This is a genomic window from Deinococcus terrestris, from assembly GCF_009377345.1.
Lineage (GTDB): Bacteria > Deinococcota > Deinococci > Deinococcales > Deinococcaceae > Deinococcus > Deinococcus terrestris.
On record NZ_WBSL01000008.1, the window covers coordinates 16,681 to 36,533 of the forward strand.

26 protein-coding genes are annotated in these 19,853 nt (G+C 66.2%); 22 read left to right on the forward strand and 4 right to left on the reverse strand.

What is annotated here, in order from left to right; translation table 11 throughout:
* The first annotated feature begins 39 nt into the window (after positions 1–39).
* The 14 genes from F8S09_RS13545 to F8S09_RS13610 all read left to right on the forward strand — a co-directional run bounded on the left by F8S09_RS13545 (position 40) and on the right by F8S09_RS13610 (position 10,408).
* Positions 40–1,569, forward strand: coding sequence for a WD40 repeat domain-containing protein kinase family protein (locus tag F8S09_RS13545; protein WP_152872029.1), 1,530 nt, complete (start codon positions 40–42; stop codon positions 1,567–1,569).
* A gap of 161 nt (positions 1,570–1,730) precedes the next feature.
* Positions 1,731–1,847, forward strand: coding sequence for a MerR family DNA-binding transcriptional regulator (locus tag F8S09_RS13550; protein ID WP_227978700.1), 117 nt, complete (start codon positions 1,731–1,733; stop codon positions 1,845–1,847).
* A gap of 252 nt (positions 1,848–2,099) precedes the next feature.
* Positions 2,100–3,215, forward strand: a complete 1,116-nt coding sequence (locus F8S09_RS13555; RefSeq protein ID WP_152872031.1) for a hypothetical protein — start codon at positions 2,100–2,102, stop codon at positions 3,213–3,215.
* Complete coding sequence (locus F8S09_RS13560; protein ID WP_152872032.1) at positions 3,212–3,970, forward strand: ATP-binding protein; 759 nt, start codon at positions 3,212–3,214, stop codon at positions 3,968–3,970. Before F8S09_RS13555 ends, F8S09_RS13560 begins: the two co-directional genes overlap by 4 nt.
* On the forward strand, positions 3,967–5,322 hold the full coding sequence (locus F8S09_RS13565) for an AAA family ATPase (protein WP_152872033.1): 1,356 nt from the start codon (positions 3,967–3,969) through the stop codon (positions 5,320–5,322). The genes F8S09_RS13560 and F8S09_RS13565 overlap by 4 nt, the downstream gene beginning before the upstream one ends.
* Before the next feature lie 14 nt (positions 5,323–5,336).
* On the forward strand, positions 5,337–6,080 hold the full coding sequence (locus F8S09_RS18020) for a deoxycytidylate deaminase (RefSeq protein WP_227978698.1): 744 nt from the start codon (positions 5,337–5,339) through the stop codon (positions 6,078–6,080).
* Complete coding sequence (locus F8S09_RS13575; protein WP_194165350.1) at positions 6,077–6,820, forward strand: HNH endonuclease; 744 nt, start codon at positions 6,077–6,079, stop codon at positions 6,818–6,820. Before F8S09_RS18020 ends, F8S09_RS13575 begins: the two co-directional genes overlap by 4 nt.
* On the forward strand, positions 6,817–7,014 hold the full coding sequence (locus tag F8S09_RS13580; RefSeq protein ID WP_152872035.1) for a hypothetical protein: 198 nt from the start codon (positions 6,817–6,819) through the stop codon (positions 7,012–7,014). The genes F8S09_RS13575 and F8S09_RS13580 overlap by 4 nt, the downstream gene beginning before the upstream one ends.
* Positions 7,011–7,226: a hypothetical protein gene (locus tag F8S09_RS13585; protein ID WP_152872036.1), complete on the forward strand. Its 216-nt coding sequence runs from the start codon at positions 7,011–7,013 to the stop codon at positions 7,224–7,226. Before F8S09_RS13580 ends, F8S09_RS13585 begins: the two co-directional genes overlap by 4 nt.
* Positions 7,223–7,645 carry a hypothetical protein gene (locus F8S09_RS13590; RefSeq protein WP_152872037.1) on the forward strand — a complete coding sequence of 141 codons (423 nt, stop codon included), beginning with the start codon at positions 7,223–7,225 and terminating at the stop codon, positions 7,643–7,645. Before F8S09_RS13585 ends, F8S09_RS13590 begins: the two co-directional genes overlap by 4 nt.
* Positions 7,646–7,678: 33 nt before the next feature.
* A complete protein-coding gene (locus tag F8S09_RS13595; RefSeq protein ID WP_152872038.1) occupies positions 7,679–8,401 on the forward strand; it encodes a DNA-methyltransferase in 723 nt (240 codons plus the stop codon).
* Positions 8,398–8,664, forward strand: a complete 267-nt coding sequence (locus tag F8S09_RS13600) for a hypothetical protein (RefSeq protein ID WP_152872039.1) — start codon at positions 8,398–8,400, stop codon at positions 8,662–8,664. The genes F8S09_RS13595 and F8S09_RS13600 overlap by 4 nt, the downstream gene beginning before the upstream one ends.
* A complete protein-coding gene (locus tag F8S09_RS13605) occupies positions 8,661–9,113 on the forward strand; it encodes a hypothetical protein (RefSeq protein ID WP_152872040.1) in 453 nt (150 codons plus the stop codon). The genes F8S09_RS13600 and F8S09_RS13605 overlap by 4 nt, the downstream gene beginning before the upstream one ends.
* A 101-nt stretch (positions 9,114–9,214) precedes the next feature.
* A complete protein-coding gene (locus F8S09_RS13610) occupies positions 9,215–10,408 on the forward strand; it encodes a toprim domain-containing protein (protein ID WP_194165351.1) in 1,194 nt (397 codons plus the stop codon).
* A 175-nt stretch (positions 10,409–10,583) separates the two neighbouring features.
* Here the strand turns inward: F8S09_RS13610 and F8S09_RS13615 are convergent, their stop codons facing one another.
* Genes F8S09_RS13615 through F8S09_RS13625 form a run of 3 tightly spaced genes read right to left on the reverse strand, consistent with a single transcriptional unit; the run spans position 10,584 to position 13,040 of the window.
* Complete coding sequence (locus F8S09_RS13615) at positions 10,584–11,438, reverse strand: TIGR02452 family protein (protein WP_152872042.1); 855 nt, start codon at positions 11,436–11,438, stop codon at positions 10,584–10,586.
* Complete coding sequence (locus tag F8S09_RS13620; RefSeq protein ID WP_152872043.1) at positions 11,435–12,448, reverse strand: AAA family ATPase; 1,014 nt, start codon at positions 12,446–12,448, stop codon at positions 11,435–11,437. Before F8S09_RS13620 ends, F8S09_RS13615 begins: the two co-directional genes overlap by 4 nt.
* Positions 12,441–13,040, reverse strand: a complete 600-nt coding sequence (locus F8S09_RS13625) for a nicotinamide mononucleotide transporter family protein (protein ID WP_227978699.1) — start codon at positions 13,038–13,040, stop codon at positions 12,441–12,443. Before F8S09_RS13625 ends, F8S09_RS13620 begins: the two co-directional genes overlap by 8 nt.
* A gap of 520 nt (positions 13,041–13,560) precedes the next feature.
* On the opposite strand from F8S09_RS13625, the gene F8S09_RS13630 reads away from it, so the two are divergent.
* The 5 genes from F8S09_RS13630 to F8S09_RS13650 all read left to right on the forward strand — a co-directional run bounded on the left by F8S09_RS13630 (position 13,561) and on the right by F8S09_RS13650 (position 16,716).
* Positions 13,561–13,824 carry a DUF433 domain-containing protein gene (locus F8S09_RS13630; protein WP_194165352.1) on the forward strand — a complete coding sequence of 88 codons (264 nt, stop codon included), beginning with the start codon at positions 13,561–13,563 and terminating at the stop codon, positions 13,822–13,824.
* Between the two features lie 38 nt (positions 13,825–13,862).
* A complete protein-coding gene (locus F8S09_RS18355; protein ID WP_407643668.1) occupies positions 13,863–14,006 on the forward strand; it encodes a DUF5615 family PIN-like protein in 144 nt (47 codons plus the stop codon).
* A 152-nt stretch (positions 14,007–14,158) separates the two neighbouring features.
* Positions 14,159–14,668, forward strand: a complete 510-nt coding sequence (locus tag F8S09_RS13640; protein ID WP_152872044.1) for a hypothetical protein — start codon at positions 14,159–14,161, stop codon at positions 14,666–14,668.
* Positions 14,655–15,311, forward strand: a complete 657-nt coding sequence (locus F8S09_RS13645) for a hypothetical protein (RefSeq protein ID WP_152872045.1) — start codon at positions 14,655–14,657, stop codon at positions 15,309–15,311. The genes F8S09_RS13640 and F8S09_RS13645 overlap by 14 nt, the downstream gene beginning before the upstream one ends.
* A 151-nt stretch (positions 15,312–15,462) precedes the next feature.
* Entirely contained in the window at positions 15,463–16,716 is a 1,254-nt protein-coding gene (locus tag F8S09_RS13650) for a CAP domain-containing protein (RefSeq protein WP_152872046.1), read from the forward strand.
* Between the two features lie 143 nt (positions 16,717–16,859).
* Here the strand turns inward: F8S09_RS13650 and F8S09_RS13655 are convergent, their stop codons facing one another.
* Positions 16,860–17,249 (reverse strand): type II toxin-antitoxin system VapC family toxin, encoded by a 390-nt coding sequence (locus tag F8S09_RS13655; RefSeq protein ID WP_322618832.1) that lies wholly within the window; start codon positions 17,247–17,249, stop codon positions 16,860–16,862.
* A gap of 415 nt (positions 17,250–17,664) precedes the next feature.
* Between F8S09_RS13655 and mazE the strand changes: the two genes are divergently transcribed.
* The 3 genes from mazE to F8S09_RS13675 all read left to right on the forward strand — a co-directional run bounded on the left by mazE (position 17,665) and on the right by F8S09_RS13675 (position 19,846).
* Positions 17,665–17,904, forward strand: a complete 240-nt coding sequence (mazE, locus tag F8S09_RS13665) for a type II toxin-antitoxin system MazE family antitoxin (protein ID WP_152872048.1) — start codon at positions 17,665–17,667, stop codon at positions 17,902–17,904.
* Positions 17,901–18,326, forward strand: a complete 426-nt coding sequence (locus tag F8S09_RS13670) for a type II toxin-antitoxin system VapC family toxin (protein WP_194165353.1) — start codon at positions 17,901–17,903, stop codon at positions 18,324–18,326. The genes mazE and F8S09_RS13670 overlap by 4 nt, the downstream gene beginning before the upstream one ends.
* Before the next feature lie 545 nt (positions 18,327–18,871).
* Positions 18,872–19,846: a tyrosine-type recombinase/integrase gene (locus F8S09_RS13675; RefSeq protein ID WP_194165354.1), complete on the forward strand. Its 975-nt coding sequence runs from the start codon at positions 18,872–18,874 to the stop codon at positions 19,844–19,846.
* The last annotated feature ends 7 nt before the right edge of the window (positions 19,847–19,853 follow it).

The following is a 19,853-nucleotide window of genomic DNA, read 5'->3' on the forward strand; positions in this document are numbered from 1 at the left end:
CTGAGCTATGGGGCCACCCATGAGCCCACGGGCCGACAGGTGTTCATCCTGGAGTTCTTCCCACCGGATGCGCGCCGCTTTGGGCTTTTGGTGCTGCTTCCCGAAGAGCGCAAGCGTCAGCTGGCCACCTGGCTCGACCGGGCACGGGCCTGGAGTCAGGGACCGGGAGCATCGCTGCATCGGCCGCTCGAGGTCTTCGAGCGGAACGCGACCGGGTACGTGGTGCTCTCGGAGCCGCTCGGCCGAACGCTGGCCACCCAGGTGGCCTCCGCTGGGCCTCTCTCGGGTGAAGCGGCGGTGCGCCTGGTCGAGCGCCTGGCCCAGAGCGCTGCGGAACTGCTGGAAGCGGGCCTGCCTGTGGGGGAGATGGATCCCTCCCGGGTCTCGCTGGCGGGTGACCAGCAGTGGTTGACCCTGGGCTGGGCCGACGGCGGTCAGGAGGCCTACCGCGCCCCGGAACAGTGGATGGGCCCGGACACCGAAACGTGGGCCAGGGTGCTCTACAGCCTCGGGGCCGTGGCCCATTTTGCCGTGACCGGACAGATTCCCCCAGCGGCCACTCACCGAGCGTTGGGAATGCCGCTGCCGCCTTTGCCTGTCGGACTGCCCCCGGGGCTGGAGAACTTTCTGGAGCAGGCCACGCAGCTCGCGGCCCATCAGCGCCCCCCATCCCTGAGGGGCGTGGCGGGTCTGCTCAGGGGCCAGTCCGGACCGCCGGCTGGTGCTGGGCGGCACCCCGCTGGTCAGGGCCTGCGCGTCGCGGCCCATCGCAGCTGGGTCACCCACTTGGCCATGCGGGGGCAGGTCCTGGTGAGTGCGGGCGCAGATCAGCAGGTAAGGGTCTGGACGATGGACGGGAACCCCGTCAGCACCCTGGAAGGCCTGCGGGCCGCTCCGGTCGGGTTGCGGTTGTTGTCGACCGGCATTGTGGTGGCCGACGCCCGGGGCCGCGTGCATTGCTGGGCAGGCAATACCTACCATTCGGCCGACAGTGGGAGCGGGATCGAACGGCTGTGTGCCCTGGGAGAGGACCGCGTGGTGACGCTGGGGGATCGGCAGCAACTGCACCTGTGGCGGGTGCCGGAGGTGCAGGCCTTGGGGCAAGACGCCCAGGCTGGCCAGCACGTGACGGCGCTGCACGAGGGGCACGACGGAACGCTGGTGCTGGGGACCCGCCATGGTGAGGTTCTGCGCTACGACCCCCAGCGGATGCAGCGTGTCACCCTGCTGAGTGGACTCCAGGGTTCGGTCACCAGTCTGGTCATGGGACCCAGAGGGCATATCTTCGCCGCGTGTGGTTCCGCGGTGCATCTGGTTGGCAAGGGGGAGATCGCCATCCTCCCCACAGGTGTACAGGCTCTGGCTGTGGGTGGACGGTCCGAGAGCCTCTTCGTGGCTGCGGGTCGCTCGGTGTACCGGATCAATCGGCCCGGTGACGCTCCCCAGCCCCTGCTGGAAAGCGCAGTGTCCGTGCGCTGCCTGAGTGCGACGGGGACCCATCTGGCCGCGGGCCTGGAAGACGGTCAGCTGGAAGTGGTGCCGTTGTCTGAGCGGGAGGCTGGCAGATGATGGACTGCTAGGTCCGTTTTGTCAGCAGGTTGGTGGGCAAGGGCGTCCACAGCGCTGCACATCCAAGTGGCGTGCTTCTTGCTTGGGAGGCCTGCCAGTCCTGCTCCCACGGTGAGTCGGCGCGTTAGACAGCAGTTCTTCGTACGGCGCCCTCGTTACTGCTGGGGGTCTCTCCCCGGATGCTGAAGGTGTGGGACCGCGACGGGCTGCTGTGCCCGTCCGCCCGCACCGCCGGGGGCCATCGGCGCTACACCGAGGTCGACCTCACGAGCTATTAGGGCGTCTGCGACGCCGCACAAAACGGGCGCCGTGGGGTTCTTTCGCCGCGGAGATGTAACGGAGAGGGATGACTTGGTCATCCTTCTCCGTCCGATTTTGACCACAAGCCACTCGGTCGCGCTCTCGCCAAAGCGCCGCTTCCGGGCTGTCCTCACCCTTCTGATGTTTCCAACGCCTTGATTTCGCTAGGTCTCCGGCCCTTTGGCAAGCAGGCGCTTGGCGTGCCCGGCCCCTACGAAAGGCTGTGCCCCATGACACGAGTCAGCATCATCCACCACCCTCCCCGCAGCCGCTTCGTCACGCTGCGCGAGGAGTTTCTCGCCATCACCGGGGGCGATGCGTGCGCGGCCAAGCTGCTGCACGTCTTCGAGCACTGGACCAACTACCTCCTGGGGTCCGGCGAGCAGGCGCGCAAGCGCAACGAGGCCGCCGCCAAGGAAGGCCTGCCCGCCGACCAGGACGACTCGCTGTGGATCTACAAGTCCTTCCCGGAGCTGGTCGACGAACTCCTGGGCGACCACAAGCGCGACAAGGTCATCGCGTCGATGCGGCTGCTGGTCGGGCAGGCGGGATTCTTGCAGGAGCGCCACAACCCGAAGTTCAAGTGGGATCGCCGCCTGCAGTATCTGCTCTGCGCCGAGGCCGTCAACACGGAGATTCGCCGCTGGAGCGCAGAGGGCGAGGCCTACGTGCCCCGCTGGCAGGACGCGGGCGAGCGTGCCCATCGTCGAGATTCCGACGATGCAACCCCCGAAGAACCGACGATGCAGGATTCGGCCTCCACCATCGTCGATTTTCCGACGATGGAAGATCGGGAAGTCGACGATGAATCGTCTAGAAATCGACGAGCAATATTACAAGACACTCCACAGGACACAGAGACAGGACATGGTTCCTCGGCGGACGAGCCGCCGAAGACGCCCAGGAAGCGCCGGGGCTCCTCGGCGAAGACGCCTGGGGACGCCAGGGCGAGCAAGGTGGCTCCTCCTGGGGAGCACGCCCGGCTCTTCGCGGCGCTCTCCACGGCGCTGTACGACAGCCCCACGCCCCTGAAGAAGAACGCTTCGCGCATCGGGCAGCACGCCAGCCAGCTGCTCGCCATGGAGCCGCCCCTGCTGGCCGAGGAGGCTGAGCGCCTGCTCGCGGCGATGGACCCGTTCGTCCGCAAGAACGTCTCCATCAACAACGTCGCCGACAAGATCGCCGAGGAGCGCGGCAAGAAGCGCGGCGGCATCGACCGCATCAACGCCGAGTCCATCCGCAAGGCCGAGGAGCTTCGCGCCCAGACCACCGGGCCGCTGCCCTTCAAGACCGCCGACGAGTTCCTCGCCCACCTGCAGGCCCAGCGCCAGCAAGGAGTCCAATGACCGCACCCGTGGAAACCGACCATCCCAATCCGCTGCTGCGCCCGGTGTTCGAGGCGAAGTGCTACGTCTGCGGCGCGCCGCCCCTGCTGTGGAAGCCCGACCTGGGGCAGGGCACCTTCGAGGAGGCCTTTGACTGCGAGTGCCAGTACACCCACCCCGGCGCCTACTCGGACGGGCTGGGCAAGGCCCGGCACCTGTACAAGCTGCGCTGGCGGATGATGACCCGCCTGGGCCGGGACTACCGCGAGATGGCGCGGCGCGAGTACGACTTCACGCCCGAAAACGCCGACGTGATCCAGGCCATGCTGACCCTCGGCGAGCGCAGCCAGGTGTTCTTGCACGGGGCCGCCGGGCGCGGGAAAAGCCACCTCGCCATCAAGGCCGCCGTGGCGCTGTTCAACCAGGGCGTCAGCGTCGAATACTGGCCCGAGCAGGCCTTTTTCGACGACGCCCGCCAGTACGCCGTGTCGGACGCCGCCTTCAAGACCAAGCCGGGGCGGTCGGGCGACGTGCTCCTGATCGACGACCTGGGCAAGTCGCGCCCCACCGAGTACGCCGCGCAGATGCTCTACGACGTGCTGGAGTTCCGGGTCTCGAACAACCTGGGCTTCATCCTCACCAGCAACCACGCGCCTGGAGAGGCCGCCGGGCGCATGGTGCTGGACGCCGCCAACGCGGGCGCGGTGGAATCGCGCCTGCGCGCCGGGCGGGTCCTGGAACTCACGGGTGACGACCGCCGGGGAGGCCGGGCATGAGCGAGGTGTCCGCCACCACCGGCTTTCTCTCGCTGGTCATGGAAGCCGCCGGGCAGGGTCTGGGCGTGCGCGAGGCGCTGCAGGACATCCTCGGCCGGGTCTCCCCGGAGATGTTCCAGGGCGAGGAGCGCCGCTACGCCGAGTCGGCCAGGAAGCTGCTCGACCTGCGCCAGATGCCCACCCCCTTCGCCATCGCCAAGGACTGCGGCGCCTCGCCGATGGAGCTGGCCCGGCTGAAGCTCGCCGGGGCCGGGCTCTACGGCGACCTCGCGGCGGCGGCCGAGGGGGTCCGCACCCAGTATCACCAGCGGCGCTTGCAAGAGGGGCTCACGGCGGCGCTGGCAGCCGCCCAGAAGGGGCAGCTGGACCTCGCCCAGACCCTGACCCAGGAGCTGGCCGAGCAGGCCCTTCTGGGCGAAGCCATGAGCCTGGAGGACTACCACGACTTCGACCCCGAGGCCGCGCCCGAGCCCCGCCACCTGCAGACCACCCTGGCCACGCTGAACGAGGACCTGGGCGGCGGCCTCGCGGCGGGCGGAGCGCTGTGCCTGAGCCTCGTCGCCGCCCCCTCGGGGGTGGGCAAGTCCACCTTCGCCTTCCAGCAGGTCGCCCGCTGGCTGACCGAGGACCCCCACTGGGTGCTGTACTGCTCGGGGGAGATGCCTGCGGGCTACGTGTTCGACCAGGTGACCCGCCTGGTGGCCCGGCAGTCCGAGGACCAGCGCCGCTACCGCCTCCCGGTGCATCACAGGGCCTTCGTGCGGGCGGCCGAGCAGGTCAAGGCCCGCGTGGGGCAGGGCCGCTTCACGGTCTACGACGGCGACCTCAGTCCCGAGGCGGTGCTGGAACTCGCCCGCCGCAAGCAAAAGGAACTCACCGCCGCCCGGCTCTCGGGGCAGGCGACCGAGGACGCCCGGCTGGTGGTGATCGTGGACAACTGGGACAACCTGTTCACCAGCTACGAGTTCGGCGAGCTGCGTGAGGACCAGGTGTTCGGGCGCTGGATGCAGCGCTTTCAGCGTCAGGCCGCCGAGTACGGCTACCACCACATGAACCTCTCGCAGACCAGCGGCGAGGCCGAGGATATGAAGGAGCCCGCCCACGCCCACCAGATGCAGGGGTCCAGAAAGCTGCACTCCAAGGCCTCGCACGTGATCACCCTCTACCGCCCGCGCGACTCGGGCGCGGTGGAGCGGGCCCTGCGCGAGAGCGGCGGGGAGCCGCCTCCCTGGGCGCATCCCATGATCGGGGTCCGCAAGGCCCGCGGCGGGGGACGCACCGGAGTGAGGCGCTACCGCCTCGACGAGAAGACCGGAGCCTGGCGGGACGCCGAGGCCGTGCCCGAGTTCTAGGACAGGGTGTGCCCATGATTCATGACTTCATTCAGCACGACGCCGAAAAGCTGTTGCGGGCCCTGAAGCCCTTCTCCCGGACAGGCGACCCCGTTCCGGTCACCCCCCCGATGAGCCTGCTTCTGGCCGGGGTGCTGAACACGCCCGATCAGCTGCGCATCGTGGCCGCGATCACGCGGCTGCATCAACGGGGGTACCTCTACAGCCGGGATGCGAACCCCTGGTTCGACCCTTATGGCCTGCGAGGAGAACGGGCCGCGCTGGGCCTGGAACCCCTCAAGAAGGCCATGGAGGCCGCCTACCCGAATCCCACTCCGGCCCCCGCGCCCGAGGCCCCTTCACGGCCCTCCTGGGACGAAATGGGGCTGCGTACCGCGCAGCTGTGGAGCGAGCGCAGCGCCGACGACAAGTTCAAGGTGGGGGTCGCCATCCTGAGCAACGAGAGCCACACCGTGGTGGGTCTGGGCTACAACGGCCGCTACCCCGGCAGCGCGACGGAACAGCGGGCCTCGCAGGAGACCGGGGCCAGCCAGTTCACCCACGGCGAGATCAACGCCCTGCTGCGGGCCCGCTGGGAGCACGGCGAGAAACACACCCTCTACACCAGCCTGGAACCGTGTCACGACTGCGCCCTGGCGATCCTGGCCGCGAGGCACATCAACCGTGTCGTGTACGCCCAGGCCTACGCCGGGGACGGCAAGCGCCGCCGGGGCGCGGAGATTCTCCGGGAAGCCGGAGTGGAGGTGGTGGCGTGGTGACCAGCGAGCAGTGGCGGGGAATCCCCGGCTTTTCCCGGTACGCTGTGTCCGACTGCGGCGGCGTCATGTCGCTCTCCAGAACGACGCGGGCCAACAAGACGGGTGTGTGGCTCAGGCCCAGCAAGAGACTCAAGCTGCAGGTCAGCCCGGATGGCTACGACAAAGTTTGTCTGCTCGGGGATGACGGTAAGCGAGCGAAGGTCACCGTGAGCCGCTTGATGCTGCTGGCGTTCGTCGGCCCCCCTCCCTCTGCCCGCCATCAGGCGGCTCACCTGGACGGGAATCCTCGCCGCAACACCCTGGACAACCTGGCGTGGAAGACCCCAAAGGAAAATTGTGCCGACAAGGTGGCGCACGGTACTCATCTTTTCGGCGAGGCCGTGTGGAACGCCGCCCTCACCGAAGCAACGGCTGAGCGCATCCTGTTGCGGCTCCGGGATACCCGTGACTCCTACTCGGAAATTTTAAGAGACTTCCCCGACGTGGCGGTCGCGTTGGCGAAGATGAACGCCGGGGAAAACTGGGCGCACGTTCGTCCCGACATCCCCCGACCTATTCGCCCGGTCAGGAAGTTTGCCCCCAAAAGAAGGCTCACGGCCGCAGAGGTTGCCGAGATCAGGCGCCTCTATCGCCACGAAGCTCCTCGGCCGGGCCACCGCACGTTGGCCCGGCGGTATGGGGTAAGCCCTACGAATATGCGCCGAATTCTCTCCGGCGCGACCTGGACGGAGGAATCATGACCCCGAGCGCCCAGGAGCGCCTGTTTCAGTGGTCCACGCTGGCCTCGCGCCTCGCGGGCCGCTACGGGGCCAACCACATCCGCCTGAAGGTCCCCGAGCAGTTCTGGCAGGACTGCCTGGAGGTCCATCCGCTTGATCCCCTGCCCTGGGGCATCCGCACCCCGCACGGCGACGTGCGACTGGAGAAAGCATGACCCGGCCCCTGTCCACCCTCCGTGTTCGCGCCTTGCGCCCCTCGGGGGTCTGTATCGCCACCCTCGCGTTGACCACCCTGTCCCGCGTGGGTGAGGTCGTTCTTCTGGACCGCCGCCGTGAAGCGTGGCAGGTGCGCGAGGTGGAATGGGTCTTCGACGACGAGGACGAACTGGCGAACGTGAACCTTCACCTGGGCGAGGTGGTGGCATGACCCGCCCCCTGTCCACCTTTCCCTGGCAGGCCTTCTACGACCACCCTGACGGCCCGGTGCGCGGCATCGCGGTCGGACGGGTGCGTGACGGCATCGTGCTGTTCCGCTCGGAGACTGACGGCCGCCAGATCATGGTCCGCGAGGCCCTGCTCTACACCGGCTACGACCTGACGCTGAGCAGCGGGCAGGAGGAGGTGCTGACCCTGATCTCCGCCCACCCCGACGGCTACGCCTGGGAGTACCACGGCAAGCTGCCCGGCACCCACAAGAAGCCCACCGCCGCGCAGCAAAAGGCCCTGGCCTCGCTGGTCGCTCGGGGCGTGCTGCACCTGGAGGACGGCCGCTACCTCCTCACCAACCGCGGCGAGCAGGTCCAGCGCCTCTGGAACGACCTCGGCAAGAGGAGGGGGGCGGCATGACCCGTGCCCACCCGCAGCTCCAGTGTCCCCCCCATGACTTCCCCCGTTCAGGTGCTTCACGGCGACTGCCTCGACCTCATGAAAGCCCTGCCCGACGCCTCGGTGGACATGGTGCTGGCTGACCTTCCCTACGGGATGACGGCCTGCAAGTGGGATTCGGTGATCCCGCTCGAGCCGCTCTGGACCCAGTACGAGCGGGTGATCAAGCCGAAGGGGGCCATTGTGCTCACGGCCGCGCAGCCGTTCACCTCCGCCCTGGTGATGAGCCGCCCGAAGCTCTACCGACACGCCTGGGTCTGGAACAAGAAAAAGGCTACAGGGCACCTGCGGGCCAAGCTCCAGCCTCTGCGCCTCACTGAGGACGTGCTGGTCTTCAGCAAGAGCGCTCCGCCCTACTTTCCCCAGATGGTCGAGGGCGAACCTTACCGCGCCCGGCCGGGCAAGGACCGGGGCGGGGTCTACAACACCCGCAACGAGAAGCGCGAGCACAACCCCGGCCTCCGCTATCCCAAGACCCTGCTGGAGTTCGCCTTTGTGCAGAAGCCCCAGCACCCCACCCAGAAGCCCACGGCGCTGTTCGAGTACCTGATCAAGACCTACACCCAGCCCGGCGACCTCGTTCTAGACAACGTGGCCGGTTCCGGCACCACCGGAGTCGCGGCGCTGCGAACCGGCAGGCGAGCCGTCCTGATGGAGCAAGACGAGAAGTACATCGAGGTCATCCGTCAGCGCCTCGCCAAGGAGACGGAGACATGAACCCCATCTTTTCCCAGGGCGAGCGGGTCACCACCACCGCCGGAGCCCTGATCGCCACCTTCAACCAGGACGTGGGCCGCCACGCGCTGATCTACCCCATGAACTACCTGGATTTCGTGCGGCCCTCCGAGCACCCCCTGTCGGGACAGCGGGTGGAGAGCATCCTTGGCCCCGACGGTCAGTCCTGGGTCCGCAGCAGCCCCGTTCACGGCATCGCCCAGCTCTTCGTGGAAGGCCAGTGGCGCCCGGAGGAATCACTATGACCAAGCCACCCAAGACCCTGTACACCGCCGAAGTCGACTGTGCGTTCGGGGACTTCCCCCTCTTCGAGACCCCCGAGGAGGCCATCGCTTCCGCCGAGGGGCACCGCGTCACGGGCGTGGTCGAACTGACGCACCTGAGCGTGGGCGACCGAATGCTGAACGACGTCCTGAGCTCCCAGCTTCTCGTCCGCAGCGCCAGCGACTTCGCGCTCAGTGATGACGACGGCCTGGAGCCCGACGGCCTCTCCGAGAAGCTGGAGGCGTTGCTGACCGAGACGGTGAACTTCTTCGGCGAGGAGGAGGACATCCCGTCGGCCGCGTTCGGTGAGCTGCAAGACGCTCTGGTGGCTGCGGCGGACGCCTGGGCCGAAAAGTACGGCCTCGTCTCGAAGCGGTATGTCAGCGTGTGCTCCCACGACTTCGGGTTCGAGGACGAGGACGATGAGTAAGCTCTTCCGCACCGGGGGCACCAACCCCCTGGAGCCCCCGCTACGAGGCGGAGGTCGAGCACGGGTATGACGGGATCGACGACGACGTCCTGAGCGTGTTGGTGGGCGACTTCACGGCCGCGCCCGCCAAGCCCAGCACGCCGATGCCCGCACCCCATGGGGTGACCTTCGAGCGCGGGAAGGTGGATTTCGAGCGCATCCGCCGCGAGCATCCCATCGAGGAAGTCGCCAGCCGGGTCCTCGACGGCTATAAGCAGAAGGGCCCCACCACCTCGGTGGCGGCCTGCCCGGTCCACGGCGACGGGGCCTCTCACCCCAACCTTCACATCCACCACGGGCCGCACCCCCGGTCGGGCACCTGGATCTGTTCCTCGTGCAAGGCCCACGGGGACGTGCTGGACCTCGTGAAGGCGGCGATGGGCTTCGCGGAGACCCGCCAGGCCCTGGACTTCCTCGACGGCGGACAGCGCCTGCCCCCTGAACGTCAGCAGGAACTGCAGCGCCGCGCCGAGGAGAATGCCCGCCGCGCCGCCAACGTCCCCCGCCTCAACCTCGACCTCACCGACTTTGCCAAGGAGGCCTACGCCCGCCTCCGCAAGACGCCGCAGCACCCGGCCTCGCAAGCACCCCAGGCCCGCCACTACCTCGCCGAGCGCGGCCTGGAAGCGGCCATCGCCCGCTACGGCCTGGGCTACGTGGGGCGCGGCTTTCCGGCCGAGCTGCTGCCGCAGGGCTGGGACTACGAGAAGGAGGAGCTCTATCCGGCCTTCGGCTTTTTCGACCGGGTCATCATCCCCTACCGTCAACCGGACGGCACGGTGCCGGTGGTGAACGCCCGGACCCTGGTGGGCAAGAAGCCGAAGTACCTCAAGCCGTCGGCGGGTGGAGCGGCTCCGGGCAGCAACGCGCGGCCCTACCGCCTGGAAACCGTCACCCGGCAGGACGGCGTCATCTGCATCACGGAGGGCGAGTTCGACTGCATGAGCCTGGGGGTCGCGGCCCATGACCTGGTGCTGGAGATGGCAATTCCGGGGGTGAACTGCTTTAACGAGAAGAACGCCGAGCAGCTCGCGGGCCGGGACGTCCTGCTGATCACCGACAACGACGCGGCGGGGCGCCGGGCCCAGGGCCCGATCCGGGCGCTGCTGGAGGCCTACGCGGCCCGGGTAACAGTCTGTCCGATGCCCGAACCTCACAAGGATCTGAATGACCTGTTGATCGAGCAGGGTCCAGCAGCGGTCAAACGCTGGATCGAACCCGTTGTCCGCCGTGCTGGTCGACGGAAATTGTTCTGACGGCCTGCCAGCGGAGGGCGCTTCAGCCACGTCGGCTGATTTTCTGCCCCCAACATCTGTCGCGCGGAGGCACTTCTTGTACCCCACTGGGGTGGGGACTCTCGGCGGCACCCTCCAAGCCCATGGGTACCGTCAAGTAGGTGCCAGTGCTCAGCGCAGGATAAGGGGGCCAGCGTCAGGAAGTAGTGGACTCTGTGAACACCTGCTGAAAGGCCCGCAGGTTCGTCTCCTCCCACGGCATCGCGAACACCGCGAACACCACCTCATCGAAGGCGCCGCGGTGCTCGCCCGTCGTCAGCAGGGTGTGGAAGGTCCGGGCGACATGCACCGGGTCGTTGCGAAAGGCGCCGCACCCCCAGGCGCCCAACACCAGCCGCGTGCAGCGGGCGTGCCGAAACGCGGCGAGCAGCAGGGCGGCCCTCTGCTCCAAGGTGGTCTGGGCGAGGGGCAGCAGCTCCTGGCGAGCGTCTTCGTCCATTCCCCGCAGGTTCGGAGCGGCCGCCGTGAGAATGTCCAGGTGATAGGGCGTCTCGAGCCAGGTCCCTTCTTCCGCGCGGAACACCGGCACGTCCTGCGCGAACATCAGGTGGTTGGAGTACAGGCGGTCCCCGGCCCGGACATGCAGGTCGTAGTACTCGGGGTGCCGGGTCAGGGAGGCGTACAGCCCGCTCGCCCGGCACAGGCTCTCTTCCTGAGCGGCCGAACCGCTGAGAAACCCTCCACCGGGGGAGGTGGCCGAGGCGAAGTTCAGGGCGGCAACCGGTTCCGGGCGCTCACGGAGAAGACGGCGCGCGGCAGCAAGGGTGGTCTCGCGGGTCACGCTGATCCGGGTGCGCTGGGCACCGGGGCGGGTCAGCGCGTGGAGGGCCCGCCCCTGCTCCGGGGTATACAGCCGGGTGCCCGCCTCAAGGCGCTGGAGGTGCAGGGTGAGGTCCACATACCCGTGGGGGCCCTCGTACCCGCCCTGGGAAAGGGCGTGAACGGTGGACTGGGCATCACGGATGAGCTTGCTGCGGTCAAGGGGGGTCATGCGGACCTCGGGGAGGAGAGGGACACAGGGAGAGGGGCGTCCAGCACGGCGCAGACCTGCTCGACGCGCTGGGCGACACTGCCGCGCACCAGCGTGTGGGGAATCCCGCGCACGGCGAGGTCATGCAGGATCAGGCCCTGATGAATGGCGCGGACGTTCTCGCTGGCCCGCCAGTGACTCGAGTCGAAAGGCAGGCCATCGTCGCACACGACGACGTGCGCATAGCGCGTGCGGCACTCGGCGGCGAGCTTCAGGAGCTCGGGCTCAGCGGCGCGCGTCATCATGAACGCGAACATCGCCGTGGTCATGGCGTTCGTGTCGCTGAAGAGAAAGCGGTGCGGCCCGCCCCCGAGGACCGCCTGGTCCTCCCGGGCCCGGTGGCCGCGGGCGATGGCCGTGAAGTCCGGCGTGGTGAGCTGCCCCCCACGCTCGAGAAAGACCTCCGCGCCGTACTCGTGCACCCAGCCGGTGCCGTACCGCCGGGCCAGCGCTTCCGCCAGGGTCGTCTTCCCGGTGGACTCCGCTCCGAGGACCGCGACCTTCTGAACGAAGTGCGCGTACACCAGCGGATGCAGGAAGGCCCGGTGCGCGTGCACGTCCTCACGGACGCGGGTGCCGGAGACCGGCACGGCCGCGCGGTGCAGGTCCACGAGGTGATGACGGGCCCCCAGCCGGTCCGCCAGCGGCTCGCCGTACGTCTCCGAGCTGAAGATCCCGTCCACGGGTCGCGGCCAGGTCTGAACCACGCTCTGCACATACGCCTGGTGCACCGCGTCTGGCGCGTCGTTGGGCGGGCACCCGGGGGCACCCGCGATCACCCGCACCGTGGGATACAACGCACGGATCCACCCGGTCCGCTGCTCGGTGGGCATCTCGGGAAAGTCAGGAGCGCTGTAGCACCACACGGTCACTGAAGCGCAGCGGGAGAGGGCCGTTTCGATCAGGAGTTGATGCCCGCGGTGCAGCGGCGCAAACTTGCCGATGACCAGGCCGTGCTGAACGTCAGGCATGCACCGCCACCGAGGCGGGAAGCCCGTCCCGCCGCCAGCTGAGGTAGCCCCAGACGCTCATGCCGAACAGCACTCCTTGCAAGGCAGTCAGGGCGTACAACTCGAGATGCAGGTAGTACGGCACGCTGATCGCGTTGACGGTCATCCACACCAGCCACGACCAGATCCACCGCCGGGTAGTGGCCCAGTTGGCCAGCAGCGACAGGGCCGCGATGGTGAACTGCACGAAGCTCCAGCTGTCGGTAAAGCGCGTGACGCTGACGGTGTAGGCAAAGATCCCGAGTGTCATCACCCAGCCGAGGTTGTACCAGAAGCCCTCATGGAACCGGATGCCGCGTTCCTCGCGCCGGGCCTCCAGGGCCCACAGCAGCATGCCGTGCAGTCCGAAAATCAGGTAACTGACCTGCAACCCGGCCAGGATGTACTGCCCGGTGCCCAGGTACAGCAGGCCGTAGGGCAGCAAGCTGGCATTGCCGAAGTGCCAGTACGCGGGGTGCTTGCGGACAAGAAACACAAGAGAGACGGCGATGAGCAGCGCACCGCTCCAGTCGAGCAGCGCTTGAGAGACGGTCAGGCCAAAGATGTTGAGCAAGTAGTCCTCCAGGGTCGGGCCATTGGTGGCATGTCTCTATCACGTCCTCCACGCCCCGGGGAAAGAGATTGAGCGTGGACTCGCTCACTGCCAGGCTTTTGGCTGAGCCAGTCCGGAGAGCACATGAAACCCGTCCAGAACCCGGTCGGGCCTTGTCCAGCTCAAGTGGGGGAACAGAGGCTGGCCGATATGAGGCTCCAAGACATTGATCTGGTCTGACCAGAGGCAACTTGCAACGCCATAATGTGAGTGGCACACCTCTGGCCGAAGTCTTGGTCTTTCTCCACAATGTGCCCTCTCCGTACCAGATCGATCTGGCCGAACCCATCACCTGCCTGGACTACCGGACCAGATATATGGCCTCTGGTGACATTCGGAGGAACCGTCCCTTGCAGGGTTGAAACTACCGCTGTTGGGTTTTGAAGGCGAGGTGTCCCCACCTGCCTCTGATCGGCGGATTCGACCTGAGGAATGGACCAAGCGCGTGCCGTTCCAGCGCGCTGACCGGTACACTGAGCCCATGAGCCTCCTCGACCGGATCACCGTCGACCCGCGGCAGTGCGGTGGGCGTCCCTGCATCCGCGGAATGCGGATCCGGGTGAGCGACCTCCTGGACGTGCTAGGCCAGGGCGTTCCTGAGGGGGAGATCCTGGAGGACTATCCTGATCTCGAACGCGAGGACATCCATGCGGCCCTGCTGTATGCCGCGCGCTACCTGAATCATCCGCGCCTGAGATGCCGGAAGGTCCATACTGGCTGGATGCGCAGCTCGCGCCCTGACTGACCCAGACGTTCGGTGTACCGGCCTACAGCGCGAGCTACCTGGGCGACCGCGATGCCAGCGACGACGAGGTCTTCCAGGCCGCCCGAGAGGCTCGGGCCGTCGTCGTCTCCAAGGACAGCGACTTCCTCGACCGGGTAACGCGGCTGGGACCCCCACCGCAACTGAAGCCCACTGGCTGCTGAGGCAAAGCGAACCCGTGGTGGAGATCGGGGACCGGGAAGGTTGAGAGTAGAGAAGACCGTATGGAAGATATGAACGTGCTGGAGTGCCGCGCTTTCACTTCCTTGGAATAGGTCAGGGCGGTCCATCAATGGGCGGTAGCATGCGCCCACCCATGGCCTTCACGCCTCCAGTCCCTTCTGCCAAATTGTACGCGGCAATCAGGGCCGAGCTGATCCGGCAGTTCGTTCCTGGCCCCGGGTCCTTACATGGTCCGGATCACTGGCAACGTGTCGAGGACTGCGCGGTGCACCTCGCCCAGACCAGTGGTGGCGACGCGATGGTCGCCCACTGGTTCGGCATCTTCCATGATGCCGGTCGGCACAGTGAGGGCGCGGACTCTCGCCACGGTCACCGCGGCGCCCTGCTGGTGGAACGGTACCGGGACCGTCTGGGGCTGACCGACACTCAGCTCGACCTGCTCCTGTGGGCCTGTGAGCAGCACGCCGATGGTCACACCACCGACGACCCCACGGTGGGGGCCTGCTGGGATGCAGATCGGCTCGATCTGCCACGGGTCGGGATCTTTCCCGATCCGAAATACCTGAGCACAGCGGCGGGAAAGGCACTTGCGGTCCGTTTCTCCCACTCACCCTCTGGAGGCCACCCGGATGACTTCGACTGAACAGGACCTCAAAGCCCAACACCTGGTGGTGTTTATCCGGAGCCTGGAAGACTTCCCGGAGATCAAGGCGACCTATGACACGTATGGGCACATAGGGGCCACCCTGGCTGATGTGGCCCTGCAGGCCGGTGTGAACTTCGGGCGCACCGTAAAACCCCGCGTGGACGCGATCCTGGCGCAGTATCCAGAGGCCCGGTCCACCACGGCCTTCCATGCGGTCGTCCGGGAGAAGGGGGCCGCTCAGGTCCTCAACTGGAAGGACAGCCTTAAGCCTCAGCGCCTGCTCGACCTCTTGGAGCTTCTCAGCGCCGAAGGCATCGAGACGGAGAAAGACCTCCTGAACTGGCTCGATCAGGAGGGCAACTCGGCCCGCCTGCAACGCATCAAGGGCATCAAGACCAAGTCCCATGCCTATCTCCGCATCCTGTGTGGCGCCCCGGAGGCCGTCGCCGTCGACGTGAATCTCAGGACGTTCTTCAAGCTGGCAGAGGTATCTGTGTTTGGGGACGAGGAACTGGCTGCGACTGTCAAGCGGGCCGCACACCTCATGGGCGTCACGCCGGCGGGTCTGGATCACGCAATCTGGTCATGGGTGGCCTCCACACGGGCGACCCGCATGCACGAGACACCTGTTTTTCCCTGAAAGCGGCCTCCACTGATCGGTATGCGGGTGCCCTACGTTCGGTGATTCGGCGTCGCCACGAACACGTCGGAGTCCAGTCGCTCAAATTCGCTCACACCTGCTGAAGGTTCCGTCTATGGTGGTCTCCATCCTCACCACCCGGAGACCATCCATGCGCCGAACCCTGCTGCTGACCACCCTGTTGATCCCCCTCACGGCTTGCGGAGAAGTTGGCAACCTCACCGACAAGCTCAATCCGCAGCGCCGACTGCCGACCATCGCCCCGGTCGCCACGCAGCACCTGCAGCCGGGCGGCGAGGTGAGTGTGGCCCTCAGCGTCACTCCGCCTCCAAACGGCACCCCGATCACGGGCATGGATCTGGTCAATCCCGCGCCCGACCTGATCACGGCGACCCTGACGGGCACCACGCTTGCCTTGAAGGTTCACCCGTCCGCTCTTCCCCAGGGGCTGATTCCCATCACCGTGCAGGTTCATGTCGGCGAGGAAGCAGCGAGGTTGCGAATCCCCATCGAGATCGGTGACCTGATCACCCGCGAGTACGGCCGCTTCAACGCCATCCGTGAGCAGGCCAACCTGCCCGCCGTAACCTTCGACAACGAGGCCAGCATGAACTGCTGGATGAACGGCCGCTACAGCGTCGTGAATGGACGCCTCGAGCACAACCAGGACTCCAGCCTGCCCTACGCTTCGCCGGAAGGCCAGGCCTGTGCCACCCGCAGCAACCTGTCGATGTCTTCTGCCGCGCCGGGTGCCATCGCGAGCGTCACGCCCACCACGACCAGACTGTTCACTGCTCCGTTCCATGCCCTGGGCATGCTGCAGCCCACCCAGACGTCGGTCGGCATCGGCACCTACAGCCAGCTTGACAGTTCGGGGCGTTACGCCCGCATGGGAAGCGGCATTACCTCCCTGCGGGAAGGCAGCACGGCTGGCGCGGCACCGATGACCTTTCCTGGCAACGGCGCGACGACGGACCTAGGGCGCTACAACGGGGGCGAGTGGCCGGACCCGCTGACGGCCTGCCCCGAGTTCCAACCTGGGAGCACCGGCCTCCCCCTGATCGTTTCCACCTTCAGTGCCGTGGAGACGACGGCGACGGAGGCTTCCCTGACGGTGGACGGTCAGGCCGTACCTGTTTGCGCGTATGGCAGCACCCAGTACGTCAACACCAAGGATGCGCCGGGCAACTACGTGGGTGGGTACCGGAGTGCCCAGGACATCGGACGCAGTCTGCTCAAGAGCAGCGGGGCCGTGTTCGTTATTCCCAAGCAGCCTCTTGAACCTGGCCGCACCTACCGTGCCAGCGTGAAGGTGAACGGTCAAGCCATGGCCTGGAATTTTAAGACGGCCTCCACACTCACCGCGCAGTCGCTGGGCGTAGTAGGAGAGGTGCAGCTCCGCTAGATCGGAACAGCTCCCAGAGACTGGGTTGCAAGGCGTGACAGCAATGAACATCTGGGCACCGGAGACTCCGGACAGCGGGTCCACCGGGCATCTCCTTGTCTTACTCGCGGATTCTTGGACGCGAGCTTGGCGTTCGAAGTCATTCAGCGCAGGACTTCGACCGGGATACCGAGATCCAGGGTGCCCCAGCTTCGGTCCGTGGTAGCCGCCGCAACGCCGAGCCGATCTGCGAGTGCCAGACAGTACCGGTCCCCGAGACTCAGGCCTGCCGCACGGGTGAGGGGGCGCAGGCGTGCCACGGCCAGAGCATCAGCAGAGGTGCCTGCATCGATGCGAATGACCTGCGAGAGGCCTGCCTGTTCAAGTTGGTGCTCAGCAGCCTTGGGGGCCAGCCCGCGTTCGGCCAACTTGGAGAGCACCTCAGCATAGTTGACGGTGTGCATCACGGAACCCGGCAAACGTTTCTCGACCTGATCTGCCCCAGGCTCACCGAAGAAATAGGTGAGCAGCGCACTGGCGTCCAGCACAATCACTGATCGGCCTCAGCGCGACGCTCAGCCAGAAAGTCGTCGGTCTCGCTGTCGTGTTGCTTCAGATGAGCGAACAGCCCAGTACCTCGCCGAGCGAGCGTTGTCGCGGACACGACTTCTGCCACACCATCTGGCCGGACACGGAAGATCAGGTCATCCTGGTCCTGCAGGTGCAAAGCAGCCCGTAGGCTCTTGGGTAAATTGAGCCGTCCATGCTCTCTAACACTTACGGTAAAACTGGTCATATTTACAGATTACTTGACTCGCATGAGTGCCGATCTCCCCTACAGATCAGAACCACCCAGTTTTTGCACCCTTACACATTGGTATAGACAACCCCCTGAGAAGATCACTTCCCTGGCAAGACCACCTACGATGAGGCTTCCTTACTGATAAGCTATTTGGTAAGGAGGCCACCATGCGGGTCATTGCCAAAGTCACCAGCAAAGGACAGGTCACGGTTCCGCGCGAGGTCCGGAAGCTGCTGGGACTGAAACAAGGCGACGGTCTGGTCTTCGAGATCAAGGACAACACCGTCACCCTCGTGCCGCCAGCAGAGGACAACCCCTTTGACGCTTTTATCGGTACGCTGCCGCCCCTGCCCAAAGAAGCCAGGACCTTCTGGCGCGAGATGCGTGATGGAGATGCCCAGGAGTGACCGCCTGCATCGACACCAACGTGCTGAGTGCACTGCTCGCAGCTGAACCGACTGCATCCGCCATCGCCAGGACCCTGAACACCCTGCGGCGGGCCGGACCCCTCATCATCCACGGCAGTGTGTATGCCGAGCTGCTGGCCGCACCTGGCAACACACAGGACCATCTGGGCTTCCTGCTTCAGCGCGGGCAGATCCAGGCGGATTGGGCCACCTCCGAATCGGTCTGGCAGATGAGCGGCCAAGCGTATGCTGCGTACGCCCGCCGACGGGCTAAATCAGGAGGCGGGCAGCCCAGGCGCATCCTCGCTGACTTCCTCATCGGGGCCCACGCCCTAACGCTGGGAGCCACCCTCGTGACCCTAGACGACACCCATTACCGCAACGCCTATCCCACGCTGACACTGGTCCTTCCTGAGGAGTAGCCCATACAGTGGGTGACCCTTCCGACCATGCTCGGGTGCAGGTCGGGTTTTAGCAGGGCTCCACAAGATTAACCGTGTACTTTTGGTGTCCAGCTCACGCCAACGGTCTCGGAGGCACTCTCACATGCCGATGCCAGCTTCACCCTGAAGGTGTACACCCACCTGTATAACGACCAACGGGGGGCGGGGGCCCTGTCCCTAGCAGACCTCCTGGAGACGGAAGGCCAGTGATATGGCTCCATCCCACGACCCACCTCGGCAGCCGACCTGAAAACAGGAGACGGAAGCCCTGAAGCAACTCCATCAGGCTCTGGGCACCTTCCTCGCAACAGCACCGGAATGGGTGCGGACAGTCTTACGTATCGAGTATGTCCCTCAACTGCAGATCCCGATCGCCCGCAAAAGTCATGAATGAATGTCGCCCTGAACTAAGTCTGTACAGCGCTGAAAGATTGATTTCGTCTCGGACTCTACGAACCATAGATGACGCAAGGCCGTCTATGGTTCCCTGGTACCTGTCTAGGAAACTCAGCTACAGTGGAGCCATGACGAGTTTCGAGATCATGGTGGCCCGGCTTGATCTGGTGGGCACCGCTCAACGTGTCGCCACCATGGACCTCAACGACCGCAAACGGCTGGTGCTGCGGACCGTTCAGGAGCATGATCTCGAAGGTCTCTGGGAGCTGGTGCGCTCCTATCTGGTGCTTCACGGCCGCCGCGGGACCAAGATCAGTCCGGCCACCCTTCGCAAGTACAAAGCGTGTCTGCGTGCTTACTGGACCTGGGCCGACGAGCACGGCGTCTCACTGACCCGGCCCCACCCCGACTCGGGCCACGCCTTCCTCCGCCACCTTGAGGCTCAGGGGATGGTCAAAGCGTCGGTCGGAGGCTATCTCGCGGCCTGCCGTGCCCTCTACGAAACCCTGCACTGGTCGGGCATTCGTGAGGATGACCCCTTCAAGCTCACCCGGCCCACCCAGGATCCACGGTCTCCCCTGCTGAAGGGCAAGCCTTACACCCTGGAGGAGATTGAGCGGCTGCTGGCGGTCGCGGACGCTGAGGGCGCAGTGGTCATCACCCTGGGTGCGGACTGTGGCCTACGGAATGCGGAGATCGCGAGCCTGCGCCGGAAAGACGTCCATCTGCATCTCGACCCGCCTACAGTGTTAGTGCAGGGGAAAGGGGCCAAAACGCGGGAGGTCGTCCTCTCGCGCCGAGCAGAGGCCGCCCTGCGGGGTTGGCTCGACCAGACAGCGCATCTCCCCCACCCGCTTGTCCTGATCGCCAACTCAACGGATCGGGTTCAAGACATCGTGCGCCGGATGTGCGCCCGCGCTGGCGTTCCCTGGGAGAAACGCAAGGTGCATGGCCTGCGCCGCACCGCTGGAACGCGTGCCTACACCGAAAGCCGCGACCTGCTGGACACCCGGGATTTCCTGGGCCACAGCCAGGCCGCGACGACCGAGGTCTACATCCACTACGCCCGGGCACAGGACAAAGCCGTCAACCGCGACTGGTAAGAGCCAG

Excerpts from the sequence above, each read along its gene's own strand:
- F8S09_RS13650 (WP_152872046.1), top strand. The coding sequence starts at position 15,463 with ATGCGCCGAACCCTGCTGCTGACCACCCTGTTGATCCCCCTCACGGCT.
- F8S09_RS13555 (WP_152872031.1), top strand. The coding sequence starts at position 2,100 with ATGACACGAGTCAGCATCATCCACCACCCTCCCCGCAGCCGCTTCGTC.
- F8S09_RS13605 (WP_152872040.1), top strand. The coding sequence starts at position 8,661 with ATGACCAAGCCACCCAAGACCCTGTACACCGCCGAAGTCGACTGTGCG.
- F8S09_RS13580 (WP_152872035.1), top strand. The coding sequence starts at position 6,817 with ATGACCCCGAGCGCCCAGGAGCGCCTGTTTCAGTGGTCCACGCTGGCC.
- mazE (WP_152872048.1), top strand. The coding sequence starts at position 17,665 with ATGCGGGTCATTGCCAAAGTCACCAGCAAAGGACAGGTCACGGTTCCG.
- F8S09_RS13600 (WP_152872039.1), top strand. The coding sequence starts at position 8,398 with ATGAACCCCATCTTTTCCCAGGGCGAGCGGGTCACCACCACCGCCGGA.
- F8S09_RS13675 (WP_194165354.1), top strand. The coding sequence starts at position 18,872 with ATGACGAGTTTCGAGATCATGGTGGCCCGGCTTGATCTGGTGGGCACC.
- F8S09_RS13585 (WP_152872036.1), top strand. The coding sequence starts at position 7,011 with ATGACCCGGCCCCTGTCCACCCTCCGTGTTCGCGCCTTGCGCCCCTCG.
- F8S09_RS13640 (WP_152872044.1), top strand. The coding sequence starts at position 14,159 with ATGGCCTTCACGCCTCCAGTCCCTTCTGCCAAATTGTACGCGGCAATC.
- F8S09_RS13620 (WP_152872043.1), bottom strand. The coding sequence starts at position 12,448 with ATGCCTGACGTTCAGCACGGCCTGGTCATCGGCAAGTTTGCGCCGCTG.
- F8S09_RS13595 (WP_152872038.1), top strand. The coding sequence starts at position 7,679 with ATGACTTCCCCCGTTCAGGTGCTTCACGGCGACTGCCTCGACCTCATG.
- F8S09_RS13565 (WP_152872033.1), top strand. The coding sequence starts at position 3,967 with ATGAGCGAGGTGTCCGCCACCACCGGCTTTCTCTCGCTGGTCATGGAA.
- F8S09_RS13615 (WP_152872042.1), bottom strand. The coding sequence starts at position 11,438 with ATGACCCCCCTTGACCGCAGCAAGCTCATCCGTGATGCCCAGTCCACC.
- F8S09_RS13560 (WP_152872032.1), top strand. The coding sequence starts at position 3,212 with ATGACCGCACCCGTGGAAACCGACCATCCCAATCCGCTGCTGCGCCCG.
- F8S09_RS13645 (WP_152872045.1), top strand. The coding sequence starts at position 14,655 with ATGACTTCGACTGAACAGGACCTCAAAGCCCAACACCTGGTGGTGTTT.
- F8S09_RS13590 (WP_152872037.1), top strand. The coding sequence starts at position 7,223 with ATGACCCGCCCCCTGTCCACCTTTCCCTGGCAGGCCTTCTACGACCAC.
- F8S09_RS18020 (WP_227978698.1), top strand. The coding sequence starts at position 5,337 with ATGATTCATGACTTCATTCAGCACGACGCCGAAAAGCTGTTGCGGGCC.
- F8S09_RS13630 (WP_194165352.1), top strand. The coding sequence starts at position 13,561 with ATGAGCCTCCTCGACCGGATCACCGTCGACCCGCGGCAGTGCGGTGGG.